The 17,500-nt window shown below is 60.0% G+C and carries 18 protein-coding genes; 10 read left to right on the top strand and 8 right to left on the bottom strand.

Features of this window, described 5'->3' with window-relative positions; all coding sequences use genetic code 11:
- Positions 1–116: 116 nt before the first annotated feature.
- Both mutS and IM282_RS02340 read right to left on the bottom strand, forming a co-directional pair.
- The gene (mutS, locus tag IM282_RS02345; protein WP_192970077.1) at positions 117–2,678 is read right to left on the bottom strand and encodes a DNA mismatch repair protein MutS; all 2,562 of its coding nucleotides are present in this window, start codon (positions 2,676–2,678) and stop codon (positions 117–119) included.
- Positions 2,679–2,791: 113 nt separating this feature from the next.
- On the bottom strand, positions 2,792–3,022 hold the full coding sequence (locus IM282_RS02340; RefSeq protein ID WP_022649175.1) for a SymE family type I addiction module toxin: 231 nt from the start codon (positions 3,020–3,022) through the stop codon (positions 2,792–2,794).
- Positions 3,023–3,187: 165 nt separating this feature from the next.
- Here IM282_RS02340 and IM282_RS02335 point away from each other — a divergent pair, with 165 nt between their 5' ends.
- Entirely contained in the window at positions 3,188–3,532 is a 345-nt protein-coding gene (locus tag IM282_RS02335) for a nitrous oxide-stimulated promoter family protein (RefSeq protein ID WP_022649174.1), read from the top strand.
- 140 nt (positions 3,533–3,672) lie between these two features.
- Here the strand turns inward: IM282_RS02335 and flhA are convergent, their stop codons facing one another.
- The 6 genes from flhA to hypA all read right to left on the bottom strand — a co-directional run bounded on the left by flhA (position 3,673) and on the right by hypA (position 9,421).
- Positions 3,673–5,745, bottom strand: coding sequence for a formate hydrogenlyase transcriptional activator FlhA (flhA, locus tag IM282_RS02330; RefSeq protein ID WP_023330179.1), 2,073 nt, complete (start codon positions 5,743–5,745; stop codon positions 3,673–3,675).
- Between the two features lie 63 nt (positions 5,746–5,808).
- Positions 5,809–6,819: a hydrogenase expression/formation protein HypE gene (hypE, locus tag IM282_RS02325; RefSeq protein WP_063148649.1), complete on the bottom strand. Its 1,011-nt coding sequence runs from the start codon at positions 6,817–6,819 to the stop codon at positions 5,809–5,811.
- Positions 6,816–7,937, bottom strand: coding sequence for a hydrogenase formation protein HypD (gene hypD, locus IM282_RS02320; RefSeq protein ID WP_045308749.1), 1,122 nt, complete (start codon positions 7,935–7,937; stop codon positions 6,816–6,818). The genes hypE and hypD overlap by 4 nt, the downstream gene beginning before the upstream one ends.
- A gap of 3 nt (positions 7,938–7,940) precedes the next feature.
- Positions 7,941–8,213 (bottom strand): HypC/HybG/HupF family hydrogenase formation chaperone, encoded by a 273-nt coding sequence (locus IM282_RS02315; RefSeq protein WP_045308750.1) that lies wholly within the window; start codon positions 8,211–8,213, stop codon positions 7,941–7,943.
- Positions 8,204–9,067, bottom strand: a complete 864-nt coding sequence (hypB, locus tag IM282_RS02310) for a hydrogenase nickel incorporation protein HypB (protein WP_032625971.1) — start codon at positions 9,065–9,067, stop codon at positions 8,204–8,206. The genes IM282_RS02315 and hypB overlap by 10 nt, the downstream gene beginning before the upstream one ends.
- 3 nt (positions 9,068–9,070) lie before the next feature.
- A complete protein-coding gene (gene hypA, locus IM282_RS02305) occupies positions 9,071–9,421 on the bottom strand; it encodes a hydrogenase maturation nickel metallochaperone HypA (protein WP_045308751.1) in 351 nt (116 codons plus the stop codon).
- Positions 9,422–9,631: 210 nt separating this feature from the next.
- On the opposite strand from hypA, the gene hycA reads away from it, so the two are divergent.
- The 9 genes from hycA (at position 9,632) to hycI (ending at position 17,443) form a co-directional block, all read left to right on the top strand.
- Positions 9,632–10,096: a formate hydrogenlyase regulator HycA gene (hycA, locus tag IM282_RS02300; protein WP_022649167.1), complete on the top strand. Its 465-nt coding sequence runs from the start codon at positions 9,632–9,634 to the stop codon at positions 10,094–10,096.
- A gap of 73 nt (positions 10,097–10,169) precedes the next feature.
- Entirely contained in the window at positions 10,170–10,778 is a 609-nt protein-coding gene (locus IM282_RS02295; protein WP_192970076.1) for a 4Fe-4S dicluster domain-containing protein, read from the top strand.
- Positions 10,775–12,589: a formate hydrogenlyase subunit 3 gene (gene hycC / locus IM282_RS02290; RefSeq protein ID WP_192970075.1), complete on the top strand. Its 1,815-nt coding sequence runs from the start codon at positions 10,775–10,777 to the stop codon at positions 12,587–12,589. The genes IM282_RS02295 and hycC overlap by 4 nt, the downstream gene beginning before the upstream one ends.
- A gap of 1 nt (position 12,590) precedes the next feature.
- Positions 12,591–13,514, top strand: coding sequence for a respiratory chain complex I subunit 1 family protein (locus tag IM282_RS02285; protein ID WP_032625965.1), 924 nt, complete (start codon positions 12,591–12,593; stop codon positions 13,512–13,514).
- 15 nt (positions 13,515–13,529) lie between these two features.
- Positions 13,530–15,239 carry a formate hydrogenlyase subunit HycE gene (hycE, locus tag IM282_RS02280; protein WP_022649163.1) on the top strand — a complete coding sequence of 570 codons (1,710 nt, stop codon included), beginning with the start codon at positions 13,530–13,532 and terminating at the stop codon, positions 15,237–15,239.
- Between the two features lie 9 nt (positions 15,240–15,248).
- Positions 15,249–15,791: a formate hydrogenlyase complex iron-sulfur subunit gene (locus IM282_RS02275; protein ID WP_022649162.1), complete on the top strand. Its 543-nt coding sequence runs from the start codon at positions 15,249–15,251 to the stop codon at positions 15,789–15,791.
- Positions 15,791–16,558, top strand: coding sequence for an NADH-quinone oxidoreductase subunit B family protein (locus IM282_RS02270; protein ID WP_022649161.1), 768 nt, complete (start codon positions 15,791–15,793; stop codon positions 16,556–16,558). Before IM282_RS02275 ends, IM282_RS02270 begins: the two co-directional genes overlap by 1 nt.
- Positions 16,555–16,965: a formate hydrogenlyase maturation HycH family protein gene (locus IM282_RS02265; RefSeq protein ID WP_023294422.1), complete on the top strand. Its 411-nt coding sequence runs from the start codon at positions 16,555–16,557 to the stop codon at positions 16,963–16,965. The genes IM282_RS02270 and IM282_RS02265 overlap by 4 nt, the downstream gene beginning before the upstream one ends.
- Positions 16,958–17,443 carry a hydrogenase maturation peptidase HycI gene (gene hycI / locus IM282_RS02260; RefSeq protein ID WP_022649159.1) on the top strand — a complete coding sequence of 162 codons (486 nt, stop codon included), beginning with the start codon at positions 16,958–16,960 and terminating at the stop codon, positions 17,441–17,443. The genes IM282_RS02265 and hycI overlap by 8 nt, the downstream gene beginning before the upstream one ends.
- Positions 17,444–17,500: the final 57 nt, after the last annotated feature.

Here is a 17,500-nt window from a genome sequence, read left to right as displayed (position 1 = left end):
TACCGGGCGATAATATTGTGCGGTCTTTTGCCCGGTGGCGCTACGCTTACCGAGCCTACGGGTTTTGTAGGCCGGGTAAGGCGAAGCCGCCACCCGGCAAAAAAGACCGCAGAGAACTAAACCAGACTCTTCAACCGATAAATCCACTCCAGCGCCTGACGCGGCGTCAGCGAATCCGGATCGAGATTTTCCAGCGCTTCCACAGCCGGAGAGGTCTCTTCCGGCACCGCCAGCAGTGACATCTGCGTACCATCTATCTGCGTAGCTGCCGCATTCGGTGACAAACTTTCCAGCTCACGCAATTTCTGACGCGCGCGCTTAATCACCTCTTTCGGCACACCCGCCAGCGCGGCGACGGCCAGGCCATAGCTCTTGCTTGCCGCGCCGTCCTGCACCGTGTGCATAAAGGCGATGGTGTCGCCGTGCTCAAGCGCATCAAGGTGGACGTTAGCCACGCCTTCCATTTTCTCTGGCAGCTGTGTCAGTTCGAAATAGTGCGTCGCGAACAGCGTCAGCGCCTTGATTTTATTCGCCAGACTTTCCGCGCACGCCCAGGCCAGGGACAGGCCGTCATAGGTGGAGGTACCGCGTCCTACTTCGTCCATCAACACCAGACTGTTCTCTGTCGCGTTATGCAGAATGTTGGCGGTTTCGGTCATCTCGACCATAAAGGTAGAGCGACCGCTCGCCAGATCGTCAGCCGCACCCACACGGGTGAAGATACGGTCGACAGGGCCAATCTCAACCTTCTGCGCCGGAACGTAGCTGCCGATGTAGGCGAGCAGCGCGATAAGGGCTGTCTGGCGCATATAGGTACTTTTACCGCCCATATTGGGGCCGGTAATGATCAGCATTCTTCGCTGCGGTGACAGATTCAACGGGTTGGCAATAAACGGCTCGTTCAGCACCTGCTCAACCACCGGATGGCGACCTTCGGTAATGCGAATGCCGGGCTTGTCAGTAAAGGTAGGACAGGTGTAGTTCAGCGTTTCGGCGCGCTCGGCCAGGTTTACCAGCACATCCAGCTCGGCCAGCGCAGCGGCGCTCATTTGAAGGTCAGCCAGATGCGGCATCAGGATGTCGAACAGCTCGTCATACAGCTGTTTCTCCAGCGCCAGCGCTTTACCTTTCGACGTGAGCACTTTGTCTTCGTACTCTTTCAGCTCGGGAATAATGTAGCGCTCGGCATTTTTCAGCGTCTGGCGGCGAACGTAGTGAATCGGTGCCAGGTGGCTCTGCCCACGGCTGATCTGGATATAGTAACCGTGTACCGCGTTGTAGCCGACTTTCAGGGTGTCGAGCCCCAGACGTTCACGCTCGCGGATTTCCAGTTTATCCAGATAATCCGTCGCGCCATCGGCCAGCGCACGCCATTCGTCCAGCTCTTCGTTATAACCCGGAGCAATAACCCCGCCATCCCGCACCAGAACAGGCGGCGCATCAATGATGGCGCGTTCCAGCAGTTCGCGAAGCTCGGTAAATTCGCCCATGGTTTCGCGCACCTTTTGCACTGGCGCGCTGTCGATCTCTCCCAGCTGAGCGCGCAGTTCCGGCAACTGCTGGAAAGCGTGACGCATACGGGCGAGATCGCGTGGACGCGCGGTACGCAATGCCAGGCGCGCCAGGATACGCTCAAGGTCACCCACCTGACGCAGCACCGGCTGCAATTCGGTGTAACGATCCTGCAATGCGGCAATGGTTTGCTGACGGCCAATCAGCGTTTCGGTGTTGCGGATCGGCATATGCAGCCAGCGTTTGAGCATACGGCTGCCCATGGGGGTAACCGTGCTGTCAAGAACCGACGCCAGCGTATTTTCCATGCCGCCCGCGAGGTTCTGCGTGATCTCCAGGTTGCGGCGCGTGGCGGCATCCATGATGATGCTGTCCTGCTGACGCTCCATGGTAATTGAACGGATATGGGGCAGGGCGGTACGCTGCGTATCCTTCACGTACTGCAACAGGCAGCCTGCAGCACATAGCCCGCGCGGGGCATTTTCCACACCAAAGCCAATCAAATCGCGCGTGCCAAATTGCAGGTTCAGCTGCTGGCGCGCGGTATCAATTTCGAACTCCCACAGTGGACGACGACGCAGGCCGCGGCGACCTTCAATCAGCGCCATCTCGGCGAAATCCTCTGCATAAAGCAGTTCTGCCGGATTGGTGCGCTGTAGTTCAGCCGCCATGGTTTCACGGTCAGCCGGTTCACTCAGGCGAAAACGACCGGAGCTGATATCCAGCGTGGCGTAGCCAAACCCTTTACCGTCCTGCCAGATCGCCGCCAGCAGGTTATCCTGGCGCTCCTGAAGCAGGGCTTCATCGCTGATGGTTCCCGGCGTCACGATGCGTACGACCTTGCGCTCAACGGGGCCTTTCGACGTGGCCGGGTCGCCAATTTGTTCGCAGATAGCGACAGATTCGCCCTGGTTCACCAGCTTCGCCAGATAGTTTTCAACCGCGTGATGCGGGATACCCGCCATCGGGATGGGTTCGCCTGCCGACGCGCCACGTTTCGTCAGAGAAATGTCGAGCAGCTGAGACGCACGTTTCGCATCGTCATAAAAAAGCTCGTAAAAATCGCCCATACGGTAAAACAGCAGAATTTCCGGATGCTGTGCCTTCAGCTTCAGGTACTGCTGCATCATCGGCGTATGCGCGTCGAAATTGTCGATTGTGCTCATGGAGTTATGATATCCATTTCTTTGAAAATATTACGCTTTGAGCGGCTCAATGGCCGATTGTTCCTTCTATTGTCGCATGAAAAAAAGGTGCGGCGCAGAAAAAAGTCACGACTTTACGAGGCATCTTCCGCTATTAATTCAATGATGATTTTTCCGTGCTCGACGCCCACCCGAACCTGCGAGTTGGTGGTAAATCCCGCTTGTTCAAGCCAGTCGCCTTTCAGGCTCAGCGCTGCGTGTACGCTGTAGCGTTTTGGAATTTTCGTTTTACGGTCTTCATGACGTTTTCTGAAGTAACCCACTTTTAAGTGCCGATAGGGTTTGGCGATCGCGATCTGTTGCATAAGCTCTCCGGTGAATGCGGTTATTTACACCTGTATAAAATACCAGTAAAACGCAGCGAGGGGAGGGGTAATTCTGGAAGGACGCTTCAGAAAACGGAATGCAATAACTGAAAATGTGCGGATAAAAAGGTATTATAAATACACTTTATTGTTGAGGACGACGTTATGTCCGGTAAACGTATTTCACGAGAAAAAAAGACGATCGCCAGAATGATCGCCCTGTACGAAAACAGGTGTCCGCACGCCATAAAAGAAGAGGGGCACTATTCGGCGCTTAAGGCTTATGCCGATAAGCGGCTGGATAAATGCGTGTTTGGTGAGGAAAAACCTGCCTGCAAACAGTGCCCGGTGCACTGTTATCAGCCCGCCCGACGGGAAGAGATGAAGCAGGTAATGCGCTGGGCAGGGCCACGTATGTTATGGCGTCATCCGATTCTGACCATCCGACATCTGATCGACGATCGTCGTCCGGTTCCGGAATTACCGGAAAAGTATCGGCCTAAAAAATAATCGTCTCAGCGCCGCAGTGGACGACAAATCACGCTCAGGGCTACGGCGCGGCGCAGGCAGACATAAAAAGAGCACCAAATATCCCTGCGCCAGCGCGGGAGCGATATGTACCCGCTGACGCTCGCCGCCGGAATGACGGGTTATTTCAGGCTCTCTTTATCGATTCCCAGACGCTTCATACGCGAGAGCAGGGTGGTACGCTTCAGCCCCAGCCGTTGCGCCGCACCTTTCGGTCCGGCTACCACGCCGTTGGTCTCCTTCAGCACTCGCATAATGAGCTGATATTCATCTTCTCCCTCTTTCGCAAGCTCGCTTGCGGCCACGGTCGTTTCAGAGAGAGTAACCTCTGGCAGGGAGAGCTGGAGCACGTTCCCGCGCGTCAGCAGGACCGCGCGCTCAATGACGTTTTCCAGCTCGCGCACGTTCCCCGGCCACTCCATCGCCGAAAGGGTGCGTAGCGTTTCGGCAGGAATACTGTCGATATTTCGCCCCATCCGGCGGGCAATCTTCGCGGTAAAGGCTTTCACCAGCAGCGGAATATCTTCCGGGCGTTCGCGCAGCGGCGGCAGGCAGATCGGGAAGACGTTCAGACGATAGTAAAGATCGCTGCGAAACTCGCGGTCGGCGACCATTTTTTTCAGATCGCGGTTGGTGGCGGCAATCAGACGCACGTCGGTCTGGATCAGCTTGTTGCTGCCGAGACGCTCGAACTCCTGCTCCTGCAAAACGCGCAGCAGCTTAGGCTGAAGCTCCAGCGGCATATCGCCCACTTCGTCGAGGAACAATGAGCTTTTATCCGCCAGTTCAAAACGGCCCAGCCGCTGGCTGCTGGCGCCGGTAAACGCGCCGCGCTCGTGGCCGAACAGGTCGCTTTCCAGTAAGCCCGCAGGCATCGCCGCGCAGTTCATCTTCACCATCCGGCGGCTGTTGCGGTTGCTCAGGTTGTGGATCGCCCGGGCAATCAGCTCTTTCCCTGTGCCGGTTTCACCGAGGATCAGCACCGTGCTGTCGCTCTGCGCCACCATCTCCACCTGCTTGAGGATGTTGTACATGGCATCGCTGCGTCCGATGATTTCGCCAAACTCGCTGTCCACATTGTTGAGCTGCTCGGTCAGCGCCAGGTTTTCGTCCACCAGCCGTTCTTTCAGACGGTGGATCTCCTGATAGGCGAGGGCGTTATCCAGCGCAATGGAGATACGTTCGGCGATCTGGCGCAGCAGCTTCAGGTTGGCGGTGGTAAATACGGCTTCATCGCACTGCGCCAGTTTAAGCACGCCGAGCATGGTGTTGCCGGACATCAGCGGCAGCAGGCACAGGGTCTGGATCTTGTTGCCCCAGGTGTTAAACAGCATCCGCTCGTAGGGCGCTACCGGATCCTGCTCGCTGAGGTTTAACAGCAGGATCTCTTTGCTTTTAAATACCCGTTCAGACAGGGTTCCCGCTTCGTCCACTTCGCTTTGCTCGTGCGCCGGGTTAGCTTCGTCGAGGTAGTGGGTGGAGTAGATGTTCAGCTTGCCCTTACGGTTGCCGCGCAGCGCAATGCTGATGGCATCGATCCTGAAATAGTGATGGATCTCTTTGGCGACTTCGCTCACCAGTTCGTCCATATCGAGACGCGACAGCACGGCATTGGTGATGGCGACCAGTATGCGGAAATTATCGCGCTCGCGGCTCAACAGGTCGTAATCCACGTTATTGGTGACGCGGCTTTGGATCTGCTCTGCCACGACGGCCACAATCTGCGTGAAGGTATGCAACCGCTCGTACTCCGCCTCGGTCCAGGGCTGGTCGTTATTACGGATAAACTCGCAGCCGCCAAAAATTTGCCCTTCCACCGCCAGCGGCAGCATGCTGTAGTGGCCGAACGGGTGGTAAAGGTTGCTCTCTGCCAGCTTCGGCCAGGCCTGGCGAAACTGGTCAAAATTGCAGTGCAGCGCTTCCGGGCGGGAGAGAATACGTCGCACCGGACCGTGGGCCAGAAACGTTTCATCTTCATATTCGAAGATTTTGCCGTTATCACGCGTTGAGAAATAGCTCGCGCGGTGGGTTGCGCTATGCCAGAGCACAATGGCGGCGCTGTCCGCCAGCGCTGATTGCCTGACCAGCCGCGTCAGGGCATCGCTCAGCGCGCCGAGGTCGGGCTGTTGTAAAAGTGTGCGCGTGATGTCAAACAGGCCCTGCTGTCCAAGATCGCTCATCGGTGTATACGGCATTATTGCTTTCCAATAGAAACTGGCAAAAAAGAGACATTCAGCGCTGACCGCTTTTGGCGCGGTCTAGCAAATTCGGGGTAACGGTTCAGCGTGCGGCAGATCCAGCGTACGCTTCACGCCGTAAAGCCCGGTCAGGCGCACCCCTTTGCGCTCAACCACGTCGCCGATGATGGCCGCGTCTTTCCCTAAGGGATGTGCGCGCAGTTGTTCAAGTACGGCTTCCGCCGCCGTGCGTTCCACGCCGATCACCAGCTTGCCTTCGTTGGCAAAGTTAAGCGGGTCTAGCCCTAATAGCTCGCACAGCCCGCGTACAGCAGGCTTAACGGGCATGCCGCGCTCGGTCAGTTCAATTCCGCAGCCGCTGCTTGCGGCAAATTCGTGTACGACGGCATTCACGCCGCCTCGCGTGGCGTCGCGCAGGGCTTTTACACCCGGCATGTCGCGCAGCGTCTGGATCAGCGGCGTGAGTACCGCGCAGTCACTGTGCAGCTCGCCATCCAGCCCTAAGCCTTCGCGCAGGTTCAGGATGGTTGCCCCGTGGCAGCCCAGCGTGCCGCTGACAATCAGCACGTCGCCTGCGCAAAGCTGTTGCGCGCCCCAGTGAATGTCGGCGGGGATCGCCCCCATTCCGGCGGTGTTAATGAAGAGCTTATCCGCCGCGCCGCGCTGCACCACCTTGGTATCCCCGGTCACGATGGCGATCCCCGCCTCGCGGGCGGTGTGCGCCATGCTGTTGACCACCGCCGTGAGCGTCTCCATGGGTAACCCTTCTTCGAGGATAAACCCGCAGGAGAGGTAGCGGGGGATCGCGCCGCTGACGGCCACGTCGTTTGCCGTGCCGCAGACGGCGAGCTTGCCGATATCGCCGCCCGGGAAGAACAGCGGGTCAATCACGTAGCTGTCGGTAGAGAACGCCAGCCTGTCGCCGTGGGCGGTCAGGGCCGCGAGGTCAATACGCGCCTGATCTTCCTGCTCGGCGAGCCAGGGGTTGTTAAAGGCTTCCATGAACAGCCTGTTAATCAACTGCTGCATCGCCTGTCCACCGCTTCCGTGCGCCATTTCCACCGTGTTCATGCTTCACACTCCTGGTTGCGATAGTGATACCACGCGGCGCATGCCCCTTCGGAAGAGACCATCAGCGCGCCAAACGCGGTTTGCGGGTTACAGGCGTTGCCAAATAACGGGCAGTGATGAGGTTTGCATTTGCCGGTGAGTACGTCGCCACAGCGGGCGCGGGGATCGTCGCACACCTTCTGCGGCTGCGGGCGGAAATGCGCTTCGGCATCGAAGGCGCGATACGCGGGCGTCAGGTGTACGCCGGATTCGGCAATCAGCCCCAGTCCGCGCCACTCGCTGTCGCCTTCGACGCTAAACACGTCGGCTATCGCCTGCTGTGCCCGTCTGTTACCTGCATCGGGCACCACGCGGCGATACTGATTTTCCACCACACTCAGGGCCGCTATTTTCTGCTCAACCAGCATGGTCACGCCTTGCAGTAGATCAAGTGGCTCGAAACCAGCCACCACTAACGGACGATTGTACTGTTCAGCGATAAAACCGTAGGCTTCTGTGCCGATCACCATGCTGACGTGTCCTGGTGCCAGGAAGGCGTCGATGCCGTTGTCCGGCGCTTCAAGCAGGCTACGCAGCGTGGGAATAAGCGTGATGTGCTGGCAGAAAAAGTAAAAGTTAGTGACGTTGCGGGCTTTCGCCTGCTGGAGAGTGATAGCGGTGGCGGGCATGGTGGTTTCAAAACCCAGCCCGAAAAAGACCACCTTACGCTCAGGATTAGCCTCTGCCAGCGTCAGGGCATCCATCGGTGAGTAGACGATCCGCACGTCCGCGCCGCGCGCCTTCGCCTGGAGCAGCGAGCCATTTTTTCCCGGTACGCGCATGGCGTCGCCAAAGGTGCAAAAAATCACACCGGGGCGGCTGGCGATGTCGAGACAGCTGTCGATGCGCCCCATGGGCAGCACGCACACCGGGCAGCCGGGGCCGTGGATAAATTCGATGTTCTCCGGCAGCAGCTGGTCGAGGCCAAATTTAAAGATGGCGTGGGTGTGTCCGCCGCACACCTCCATGATCCGCAGCGGTTTTTCTTTCGTGTAGTCCAGCAGGGACGCGCGGGTTTTCAGGCGATCGATAAGCTGCAACACCTGCTCAGGCGCGCGATATTCATCAACGTAACGCATGTGTTATCGTTCCTCACCATACAGCAGGGCACCCACGTCCGGCTCAACGTCGAACATATTCTGTAGCGCGTCCAGCGTGTCACGGGCTTCTTCCTCATTAATCACGCTCATGGCAAACCCCACGTGGACCAGCACCCACTGGCCGAGACGCGTTGCGCCGGTCTCATCGTGGCTGCCCACCAGCGTCAGATCGACATCGCGCAGGATGCCGCAGATCTCCACTTTGGCCTGATTGCCGTCGATCGAATGAATTTGTCCGGGGACGCCTATGCACATCGTTCGCTCTCCAGCCAGTTCAGCCAGGCGTCCATCCCGTCGCCGCGCGTGGCGGAAACCAGCAGGATCTCAATGTCCGGGTTCACTTCCCGGGCGTAAGCCAGGCACTTATCCACGTCGAAATTCAGGTACGGCAGCAGGTCGACTTTGTTCAGCAGCATGAGGGAGGCGGCGGCAAACATATGTGGATACTTCAGCGGCTTGTCTTCCCCTTCGGTCACGGAGAGCACCGCCACTTTATGCCGCTCGCCAAGGTCGAAGCTTGCCGGGCAGACCAGGTTGCCGACGTTTTCAATAAACAGGATGCCGTTATCCGCCAGCGGCAGGCGCGGGGCGGCGTCGGCAATCATCTGCGCATCCAGGTGGCAGCCCTTGCCGGTGTTGACCTGAATCGCGGGCGTACCGGTTTCGCGGATGCGCGCCGCGTCGTTTACCGTTTGCTGATCGCCTTCGATAACGGCGCAGGAGACACGTTTATTCAGTCGTTTGAGGGTTTCGGTCAGCAGGGTGGTTTTACCGGAGCCGGGGCTGGAGACCAGGTTCAGTACCAGCTGTTGACGGGCGGCAAAGCGGGCGCGATTGCGAGCGGCGAGCTGGTTATTTTTGTCCAGCACATTGATCTCCACCTCCAGCATCTCGCGCTGGCTGATGCCCGGCGCGTGGGTGCCTGCTTCGCCGTGGCCGTAATGCAGGTCGCCCGCGTCTGAACGCTGCGGCGCAAAGGTGATGCCGGTCAGTGCCGCCGCAGGACGCGGGGCAGGAGAAAAGGGTGCGGAGCGAAACGCGGAGTGGGGACGGTGTTCATCCCCTTCTATATACAGGTTGCCTTCAGCGCAACCGCAGGTACTACACATACATTACTCCTTCTCGATTTCGAGGCGTTGGATCTGCATACCGTCATCCGCCACGATGCGCAGCCCGCTGCTCTGGCACTGCGGACAGCGCTGTACCTTCGATGACAGCAGCGTGACGTACTGCTGACACTGCTCGCACCAGCACTCCGCCTGCTGCTCCTCGATATACAGTGCGCAACCCTCCGCCAGCGTGCCGCGGCACACCAGCTCAAAACAGAAGGTGAGGGCGCTGGTCTCGACGCAGGAAAACGCCCCGACCTTCAGCCAGACGCCGGTCACGCGCTTCGCATGGTTCTGCACAGCCTGCTGTTCGATAAGTTCCAGTGCCCGCTGGCAGAGGGTGATTTCGTGCATGACGCCTCCTTAATGAATTGCCCCTTTAATGCAATAACAGTGCCAGCTTGTTTTGCGTTACGGCGTGACGATGTCAACGCTGTCGAAATGACACGTCGACACCGCGGCGGTGACAGTGCGCATCTCTTTAAAATCCATTTAAATCAATAAATTAAAAATTGGCACGAAATCTGCTTAACAGCCGCTAACTCCATTAACCGGATACCTTTTATGACTATTTGGGAAATTAGCGAAAAAGCGGATTACATCGCGCAACGTCATCAGCAGCTTCAGGATCAGTGGCACCTCTACTGCAACTCTCTGATTCAGGGGATCACCCTCTCAAAAGCCCGTCTGCACCATGCCATGAGCTGCGCGGCGCAGGGGGATATGCGCTTTGTGTTGTTTGGACACTTCACGATTTTTGTCACCCTGGCGGAGAGCTTCAACAGCCACACCATTGAGTATTACGTTGAGACAAAAGAGGGTGAAAAACAGTGTATTGCGAAAGCCCAACTGATGGCCGACGGCATGGTGGACGGTCACGTCAGCACCCGCGATCGCCAGCAGGTGCTGGAGCACTATCTGGAGAAAATCGCGCCGGTTTATAACGGCCTCTACGCTGCCGTTGAGCACGATCAGCCGATCAACCTGAAACAGCTGATCGACGGAAAATCCTCCGCGAACGTGGCCTGAAGAGCGAGTGTCGAGAAGTGTCGATAAGACAGTTTTTTTTCGTCAAAAATGACCATCACCAGAGGATGACCCGGTGAACCGTTTTGTAATTGCTGACTCGACGGTCTGTATTGGCTGTCGAACCTGTGAGGCGGCGTGCTCGGAAACGCACCGCCTGCACGGGCTACAGTCCATGCCGCGCCTGCGCGTCATGCGTAATGAGAAAGAGTCTGCCCCGCAGCTCTGTCACCACTGTGAAGACGCGCCATGCGCAGGCGTCTGTCCCGTCAATGCCATCACCCGCGTTGACGGCGCGGTACAGCTGAACGAAAGCCTGTGCGTGAGCTGCAAGCTGTGCGGCATCGCCTGCCCGTTCGGCGCCATTGAGTTTTCCGGCAGCCGTCCGCTGCATATTCCGGCGAATGCCAACACCCCGAAAGCGCCGCCTGCGCCGCCGGCACCGGCACGCGTGAGCACGCTGCTGGACTGGGTGCCGGGCATTCGCGCCGTCGCGGTGAAGTGCGACCTGTGCAGCTTCGATGAACAAGGTCCGGCCTGCGTGCGCACCTGTCCGACCAAAGCGTTAATTCTGGTTAATATTCGCGACATCGCCCGCACCAGCAAACGCAAGCGCGAGCTGACCATCAATACTGACGTCGGCGATCTTTCGCTGCTGCGGACGCTTAACGAGGGGGCGAAATGAACGCGATAGTTATGATGACCAGCGGCGTGGCCTGGTTTGCCGCCGCCGCTGTCCTGGCGCTGCTCCTCTCCTTCCATAAAACGCTGAGCGGCTGGATCGCCGGTATCGGCGGAGCGGTCGGCAGCCTGATGACGCTGGCGGCGGGCGGCGTTGTCCTGATCGACGGCCAATCCGTCGACACCCTCATCCCGCTGATTCACCACGCCGTTGAGCTTACGCCGCTAAATGCCATCTGGCTGGTCACCTTTGGTCTGTGTGGGCTGTTTATCAGCCTGTTTAATATCGACTGGCACCGCCATCAGCACACCAACGCCAACGGCCTGCTGGTCAACCTGTTGATGGCCGCCGCGGTCTGCACCGTTGTCGCCAGCAACCTCGGCGCGCTGGTGGTGATGGCTGAAATCATGGCCCTGTGCGGCGTGTTCCTGACCGGATGCAGCGCCTCCGGCAAGCTGTGGTTTGCGCTCGGACGACTCGGTACGCTGCTGCTGGCGCTGGCCTGCTGGCTGGTGTGGCAGCGTTTCGGCACGCTGGACTTTGCCGTGCTTAACGGCCAGCCGCTGGGGAATGACGTCTGGCTGTTGGGCGTAGTCGGTTTTGGCCTGCTGGCCGGGATTATCCCGCTGCACGGCTGGGTGCCGCAGGCGCATGCCAATGCCTCGGCCCCGGCTGCCGCGCTGTTCTCCACCGTGGTGATGAAGGTCGGTCTGTTCGGCATCCTGACGATAACCCTGACGGGCGGCCAGCCGCCGCTGTGGTGGGGCGTGGCGCTGCTGATTGCGGGGATGATCACCGCATTTGTCGGCGGGCTGTACGCCCTGATGGAGCATAACATCCAGCGCCTGCTGGCGTACCACACCCTGGAGAATATCGGCATCATCCTGCTCGGCATGGGCGCGGGCGTCAGCGGGCTGGCGCTCAACCAGCCGGCGCTGATTGCCGCCGGGTTTATTGGCGGTCTGTATCACCTTATCAACCACAGCCTGTTTAAAAGCACCCTGTTCCTCGGCGCGGGCAGCGTCTGGTTTCGCACCGGGCACCGCGATATTGAAAAGCTCGGCGGGATTGGCAAAAAAATGCCCGTCATTTCGCTGGCGATGCTGGTCGGGCTGATGGCGATGGCCGCGCTTCCGCCGCTGAACGGCTTTGCCGGGGAGTGGGTGATCTATCAATCCTTCTTCGCGCTCGGCCAGAGCGACGCGTTTATCGCGCGGCTGCTCGGCCCGCTGATGGCGGTTGGGCTGGCGATTACCGGGGCACTGGCGGTGATGTGTATGGCGAAGGTTTACGGCGTCACCTTCCTGGGCGCGCCGCGCACCCGCGAAGCGGAAAACGCCTGTTGCGCCCCGGTGCTGATGGCCACCAGCGTGGTCGCGCTGGCGCTGTGCTGTATCGCAGGTGGGGTTGCCGCGCCGTGGCTGCTGCCGCTTCTGGGCCACGCCATTCCGCTGCCGCTGGCTACGGCGCATACCGTCGTGTCCCAGCCGATGATGGCGCTGCTGCTGATTGCCGCGCCGCTCCTGCCGTTCGTGCTGATGCTGTTCTTCAGACGCGACCGTCTCGCCTCCCGCTCGCGCGGCGCGGCGTGGGCCTGCGGCTACGAACACGAGCAGTCGATGGTCATCACCGCCCACGGTTTCGCCATGCCGGTGAAGGAGAACTTCGCCGCCGTGCTGAAGCTGCGCCACTGGCTGAACCCGGTGGGCTGGGTGCCGGGCTGGCAGAGTGCCGCCGTGCCCGTGCTGTTCCGCCGCCTGGCGCTGATCGAGCTGGCGGTGCTGGTGGTGATTGTCATTTCACGAGGAGCCTGACATGAGTTTGTTACTGGCAATTCTTCAGGCGCTGGTGCTGTTTGCCGCCGCGCCGCTGCTGTCGGGCATCACGCGCGTGGCGCGCGCCCGGCTACACAACCGTCGCGGGCCTGGCGTGCTCCAGGAGTACCGCGATCTCTTCAAGCTGCTCTCCCGTCAGAGCGTCGCGCCGGATGCCGCAGGTTGGGTGTTCCGCCTGACGCCGTTCGTGATGGTCGGCGTGATGCTGACCATCGCCACCGCGCTGCCGGTAGTGACGGTGGGCTCGCCGCTGCCCGTGCTTGGCGATCTGATTACGCTGATCTACCTCTTCGCCATCGCGCGTTTCTTCTTTGCGATTGCGGGCCTGGACACCGGCAGCCCGTTTACGGGTATCGGCGCCAGTCGTGAGGCGATGCTCGGCGTGCTGGTTGAGCCAATTCTGCTGCTGGGGCTGTGGGTCGCCGCGCAGGTTGCTGGCTCGACCCACATCAGTTTCATCACCGACACCGTTTACCACTGGCCGGTTTCACGTTCGCTCCCGCTGGTGCTGGCGCTCTGCGCCTGCGCGTTCGCCACCTTTATCGAGATGGGCAAGCTGCCGTTCGATCTCGCGGAAGCGGAGCAGGAATTGCAGGAGGGGCCACTCACCGAGTACAGCGGCTACGGCTTTGCGGTGCTGAAGTGGGGCATCAGCCTCAAGCAGCTGGTGGTGTTGCAGATGTTCGTCGGCGTTTTCTTCCCGTGGGGGCAGATGACGCACTTCTCTGCGGGCGGCCTGCTGCTGGCCGTTGTGGTGGCTGCGCTCAAGCTGCTTATCGGCGTGCTGGTGATTGCCCTGTTTGAAAACAGCATGGCGCGCCTGCGTTTTGTCGAAACGTCACGCATTACCTGGGCTGGTTTTGGTTTTGCATTTTTAGCGTTCGTCTCCTTGCTGGTGGCGTGATTAAAGAGAGTGTTTATGTCTGAAGAAAAGAAAGGTCAGCAGTATCTCGCCGCGTTGCATCAGGCTTTCCCGGGCGTGGTGCTGGAGGAGTCATGGCAAACCAAAGACCAGGTAACCGTCACCATTAAGGTGAACTACCTGCCGGAAGTGGTGGAGTTTCTTTACTACCAGCAGGGCGGCTGGCTGTCGGTGCTGTTCGGCAACGACGAGCGTCAGCTGTGCGGCAACTATGCGGTGTACTACGTGATGTCGATGGAGCAGGGCGAGAAGTGCTGGCTCACCGTGCGCGTCGAAGTTGACCCGAACAAGCCGGAGTACCCGTCCGTCACGCCGCGCGTACCCGCCGCCGTCTGGGGCGAGCGCGAAGTGCGCGACATGTACGGCCTGGTGCCGGTTGGTCTGCCTGACGAGCGTCGCCTGGTGCTGCCGGACGACTGGCCGGATGAACTCTATCCGCTGCGCAAGGACAGCATGGACTACCGCCAGCGTCCGGCCCCGACAACCGACAGCGAAACCTACGAGTTCATCAACGAGCTGGGCAGCAAGAAGAATAATGTGGTGCCGATCGGCCCGCTGCACGTCACCTCTGACGAACCGGGCCACTTCCGCCTGTTCGTCGACGGCGAAAACATTATCGACGCCGACTACCGCCTGTTCTACGTCCACCGCGGCATGGAGAAGCTGGCGGAGACCCGCATGGGCTACAACGAAGTCACGTTTCTTTCTGACCGCGTGTGCGGCATCTGCGGCTTTGCCCACAGCACCGCCTACACCACCTCGGTGGAGAACGGCATGGGGATCGTGGTGCCGGAACGCGCGCAGATGATCCGCGCCATTCTGCTGGAGGTGGAACGCCTGCACTCACACCTGCTGAACCTCGGCCTGGCCTGCCACTTCGTCGGCTTTGACTCCGGGTTTATGCAGTTCTTCCGCGTGCGTGAGGCATCAATGAAGATGGCGGAGATCCTCACCGGGGCGCGTAAAACCTACGGCCTGAACCTGATCGGCGGGATCCGCCGCGACCTGCTGAAAGACGACATGATCCAGACCCGCCAGCTGGCGCAGCAGATGCGCCGCGACGTGCAGGAGCTGGTGGACATGCTGCTCAGCACGCCAAACATCGAGCAGCGCACCGTCGGGATTGGTCGTCTTGACCCGGAAATCGCCCGCGACTTCAGCAACGTCGGCCCGATGGTGCGCGCCAGCGGCCACGCCCGCGACACCCGCGCCGATCACCCGTTCGTCGGCTACGGCCTGCTGCCGATGACCGTGCACAGCGAGCAGGGCTGCGACGTCATCTCCCGCCTGAAGGTGCGCATCAACGAGGTGTTTACCGCGCTGAACATGATCGACTACGGCCTTGATAACCTGCCGGGCGGCCCGCTGATGGTGGAAGGCTTCACCTACATTCCAAACCGCTTTGCCCTCGGATTCGCCGAAGCGCCGCGCGGGGATGACATTCACTGGAGCATGACCGGCGACAACCAGAAGCTCTACCGCTGGCGCTGCCGTGCGGCGACCTACGCCAACTGGCCAACCCTGCGCTACATGCTGCGCGGTAACACCGTCTCTGACGCGCCGCTGATCATCGGCAGCCTCGACCCGTGCTACTCCTGCACCGACCGCATGACCGTCGTGGACGTGCGCAAGAAGAAAAGCCAGGTGGTGCCGTACAAAGAGCTTGAGCGCTACAGCATCGAGCGTAAGAACTCGCCGCTGAAATAAGGACTCGTCATGTTTACCTTTATCAAAAAAGTGATCAAAACCGGCGCGCAGACCAGCAGTTATCCGCTGGAGCCGATGCCGGTGGATAAAAACTTTCGCGGCAAGCCGGAGCACAACCCGCAGCAGTGCATCGGCTGCGCGGCCTGCGTCAACGCCTGCCCGTCGAATGCCTTAACGGTGGAAACGGACCTGAAAACCGGCGAGCTGGCCTGGCAGTTTAACCTCGGGCGCTGCATCTTCTGCGGCCGCTGCGAGGAGGTCTGCCCGACGGTAGCCATTCGCCTGTCTCAGGAGTACGAGCTGGCGGTGTGGAAAAAAGAGGATTTCCTCCAGCAGTCGCGCTTTGCGCTGTGCAACTGCCGCGTCTGCAAGCGTCCGTTCGCCGTGCAAAAAGAGATCGACTACGCCATCGCGCTGCTGAAGCACAACGGCGACGTGCGTGCGGAGCATCACCGTGAAAGCTTCGAAACCTGCCCGGAGTGCAAACGTCAGAAATGCCTGCTGCCGTCTGACCGCATCGATTTAACCCGTCATATGAGAGAGGCCAGCTGATGGAAAACTTACTCGGCCCGCGCGACGCTAACGGCATTCCGGTGCCGCTGACGGTGGAGGAGTCCATCGCCAGCATGAAGGCGTCGTTGCTGAAAAAAATCAAACGCTCGGCCTACGTCTATCGCGTGGACTGCGGCGGCTGCAACGGCTGTGAGATCGAAATCTTCGCCACCCTGTCGCCGCTGTTTGACGCCGAACGCTTCGGCATCAAAGTGGTGCCGTCCCCGCGCCACGCGGATATCCTGCTGTTCACCGGCGCGGTCACCCGCGCGATGCGCTCGCCTGCGCTGCGCGCCTGGCAGTCTGCGCCGGATCCGAAAATCTGCATCTCCTACGGCGCCTGCGGCAACAGCGGCGGCATCTTCCACGATCTTTACTGCGTCTGGGGCGGCACCGACAAAATCGTGCCGGTGGACGTTTACATTCCGGGCTGCCCGCCGACGCCCGCCGCCACGCTGTACGGTTTTGCCATGGCGCTCGGCCTGCTGGAGCAGAAGATCCACGCCCGCGAGCCGGGCGAGCTGGACAACCAGCCAGCCACTCTCCTGCACCCGGATATGGTGCAGCCGCTGCGGGTGAAGATCGATCGCACGGCGCGCAGGCTGGCGGGTTACCGCTATGGCCGTCAGATTGCCGACGATTATCTGCGTCTGCTGAGCCAGGGCGACCATCAGGTGGCGCGCTGGCTGGAGGCCGAGAACGATCCGCGTCTCAATGAGATCGTGGCGAACCTGAACAGTATTGTGGATGAGGCGCGTATCCGATGAGTGAAACGGTGGTGTTCAGCCAGCTGAGCCGTAAGTTTATTGATGAGAACGATGCCACGCCGGATGCGGCGCAGCAGGTGGTCTATTACAGCCTGGCGATTGGGCACCACCTCGGGGTGATCGACTGCCTGGAGGCGGCGTTAAGCTGCCCGTGGCCCGAGTACCTGGCGTGGATCGCCACGCTGGAGGAGGGCAGCACGGCGCGGCGCAAAATGGAGGGCGTGCCGAAGTACGGCGAGATCGTTATCGACGCCAACCACATTGCGATGCTCGCCAACGCCTTTGACGCGGCGCTCGGCAGGCAAACCCCAGAGCAGCAGGCGTGGAGCAAAACGCTGCTCGGCATGCTGCACGATATTCATCAGGAGAGCGCCATCTACCTGATGGTGAGGAGATTACGTGACTGACGTTTTACTGTGTGTCGGCAACAGCATGATGGGCGACGACGGCGCGGGCCCGCTGCTGGCGGAGATGTGCGCCGCGAACCCGCCGGGCAACTGGGTGGTGATTGACGGCGGCAGCGCGCCGGAAAACGACGTGGTGGCCATTCGCGAGCTGCGCCCGGACAGGTTGTTAATCGTCGATGCCACCGATATGGGGCTCAACCCCGGCGAGATCCGCCTGATTGACCCGGACGACATCGCCGAGATGTTTATGATGACCACCCACAACATGCCGCTGAACTACCTGGTGGATCAGATTAAAGACGACGTGGGTGAGGTGCTGTTTCTGGGCATTCAGCCGGACATCGTCGGGTTTTATTATCCGATGACGCCGCCGGTGAAAGAGGCGGTGGACGTGGTGTATTCACGGCTTGCCGGGTGGGTTGGGGACGGGGGATTTCAGCCCCTCACCCCGGCCCTCTCCCCAGAGGGGAGAGGGTGAAAACCGCATCGAGCAGTTTGTAGGCCGGGTAAGGCAACGCCGCCACCCGGCAAAACA

The organism is Enterobacter cloacae complex sp. P29RS (assembly GCF_014893445.1).
GTDB lineage: Bacteria > Pseudomonadota > Gammaproteobacteria > Enterobacterales > Enterobacteriaceae > Enterobacter > Enterobacter intestinihominis.
The sequence above is the reverse complement of the archived record's forward strand: the minus strand, read 5'-3'. Positions and strand labels throughout refer to the sequence as shown.